Annotated in this window: 1 protein-coding gene; it reads right to left on the bottom strand. The window is 56.0% G+C overall.

All coding sequences use genetic code 11. The features are described from left to right. Positions 1–95: 95 nt before the first annotated feature. The gene (locus tag ACSZO4_RS25290) at positions 96–2,477 is read right to left on the bottom strand and encodes a glucose/quinate/shikimate family membrane-bound PQQ-dependent dehydrogenase (protein WP_437891841.1); all 2,382 of its coding nucleotides are present in this window, start codon (positions 2,475–2,477) and stop codon (positions 96–98) included. Positions 2,478–2,746 lie beyond the last annotated feature (269 nt).

The raw sequence follows: 2,746 nt of genomic DNA, 5'->3' as shown, positions 1-2,746 counted from the left end.
ATCGCGATCGCGACCTGCGGTCGCTACAAAAACAAAACCCCACGAAAAACGTGGGGTTCGTCAGCAATCTGAAAGGGCCCTGCGGCCCTTTTTTATTACTTCTTATCAGGTAATGCGTAAGCAATTACGTAATCACCCCGATCCGGCGACTGACGTGCGCCACCGGCATTGATGATGATGTACTGTTTGCCGGTCTTCGGCGACACATAGGTCATCGGGCCGGACTGGCTGCCAACCGGCAGGCGATCCTTCCAGATTTCTTTACCTGTTGCGGTATCAAAGGCGCGCAGATAGAAATCCTGCGTACCGGCGAAGAACAGCAGGCCGGATTGCGTGGAAAGCGAAGCCCCCAGGGTTGGCATCCCGATAGGGATTGGCATATGCATGCGGATCCCCATCGGTCCCGTATCCTGCACGGTACCGACCGGAACCTGCCACACCATTTTGCCGCTGGTCAGGTCGATAGCCGACATGGTGCCGAACGGCGGTTTCTGGCAGGGAATGCCCATCGGCGAGAGGAAACGTTCGCGCATTGCGCCAAACGGCGTACCGTCCATCGGCACGATCCCCATCTCGATACCACTGGCGTTTTTGGCCACTTTTTCGCGCGGCACCATATAGTTCGCCAGACCCAGACGCATATCGTTAACAAACATCAGGTTGTTCGTCGGGTCAACGGAGACGCTGCCCCAGTTCATCCCACCCAAAGAGCCGGGGAACTGCAACGCGCGATCAAGACCCGGCGGGGTGTAGACGCCCTGATGACGCATGCCTTTAAAGGCAATACGGCACACCAGCAGATCAACAGGTGTCGCCCCCCACATATCCGACTCTGTCAGGGTTTCGTTGCCAATCATTGGCATGCCCACGGAGTACGGCTGGGTAGGGGAATAACGCTCACCCTCAATGTTGCCGGCAGGAACCGGGCGCTCTTCCACTTTGGCTACCGGCTCGCCCGTTTGGCGGTTGAGCATAAAGATCATGCCCTGCTTGCTGGTCTGGACCAGAACCGGTGTGGTACCGCCTTTACCGTCTGGCAGGTCGTACAGCAGCGGCTGTGAAGGCAGGTCAAAGTCCCACAGATCGTGGTGAGTGGTCTGGAAGTGCCAGCGCACGTCGCCTGTTGTGGCATCAACCGCAACAATCGAGGAGCTGTATTTATCGTCGAGCGCGGTACGTTCGCCTGCCCAGAAGTCCGGGGTGGCATTCCCGGTCGGGAGATAGATCAGGTTCAGTTTTGCGTCATAAGACATTGCCGACCAGACGTTTGGCGTGCCACGGGTAAAGGCTTGCCCTTCAGGCGGCAGACCTTTCAGCGCCGGGTTACCCGGATCCCACGCCCAGGCCAGTTTGCCGGTGTGCACATCGTAAGCACGAACCACACCTGGCGGTTCATCGGTGGAGAAGTTATCCGCCACGCGGCCGCCGACCACCACTACATTCCCCGCCACCAGCGGCGTTGAGGTTTGCTGGTAGTAACCCGGTTTTATTTCCCCCATGCCGACGCTGAGGTCAACGGTGCCGTGGTCGCCAAAATCAGCGCAAAGCTGACCGTTGTCGGCATTAATGGCAAGCAGGCGGGCATCGGTGGTGGGCAGGAAGAGGCGACGCGGGCAGGCGGCAGGTTGCGCGCTGGCAACAGGCGCGAGGCTTGCCTGGCTCTCTTCGTAATAGCCAAGGCCACGGCAGCGTTGCCAGTTTGGCGCAGTCGCTTTGGCGTCATAACGCCATTTTTCCTTGCCAGAATCCACATCCAGCGCCAGCACTTTGCTGTACGGAGTACAGATGTACAGGGTGTCGCCAATTTGCAGCGGGGTGTTCTGGTCTTCGGCGCCGGAGCCGTTGCTCTGAGGAATATCCCCGGTGTGGGCAACCCAGGCAACCTGCAACTGGTTGATATTTTGTTTGTTGATCTGATCAAGCGCGGCAAAACGATCGCCGTGGGTGGTATTGCCCCAGTGCTTCCAGTCCTGCTGTTTGCTGTCTGCCGCTACCGGTTTGACCGAAATGGCTTCGTCCGGCGCAATCACGTTCCAGGTGTGGAACATACCGCCTGCGCTGGCCAGCAATAAAACACCGAGTACCGCCGGGAGCGCAAATACCGATTTATTGACCGGCTTCGCCTGCTTCTGAGCGCGCATAAACGGCCAGAGCACGGCGGCCAGGAAGGCGAGTACGCCGAAGGTGAAGAGGCGGGAAAACAGTGGCCAGAATGACCAGCCTGCATCTGCAACCGCCCAGAAAATCGAAGCGATAAAGGCCAGCGCATAAAGCGCAACACCGCTGATTTTGTTTTTGATAATCAGCAGCGCCGCGATAACCATCGCGATCCCCATCACTGTAAAGTAGGTGCTGCCGCCTAATGTAATGAGTTTGATGCCGGGAATACCGATAGCCAGACCGATGACGAGCATCAGAATGGCGAGAAGCCAGCGCAGGAAGGTAACCATCCTGCAAGGCGTGCTACCAGGTGCCATGTCCATCTCCTTTACCCCTTTTTTGATTCGGGTAAACCTTACGAACCAAATGGATAAATTCTTGTGGGGTGAATTGTTATGATTGTGACCATAAGGTCTTAAAGCGATCATTCTGGCTGTTATTCAGAACTGAATGCGAACCATTTGGTGAATGTCATGACTATGATAAAACTGTTAAATTGTTTTGCGCAATTGTTAAGGAAGGTGCGATTTAATCGTCAGTTATGAGAACATAAGGCTTTCTTTGCCATAGATTTTTCACGATGCCC

The sequence above is a fragment of the Phytobacter sp. V91 genome (assembly GCF_965644225.1).
Taxonomy (GTDB): Bacteria; Pseudomonadota; Gammaproteobacteria; order Enterobacterales; family Enterobacteriaceae; genus CBFFRJ01.
The sequence above is the reverse complement of the archived record's forward strand: the minus strand, read 5'-3'. Positions and strand labels throughout refer to the sequence as shown.

Coding starts and splice junctions, on each gene's coding strand:
- ACSZO4_RS25290 (WP_437891841.1), bottom strand. CDS start 2,477: ATGGCACCTGGTAGCACGCCTTGCAGGATGGTTACCTTCCTGCGCTGG.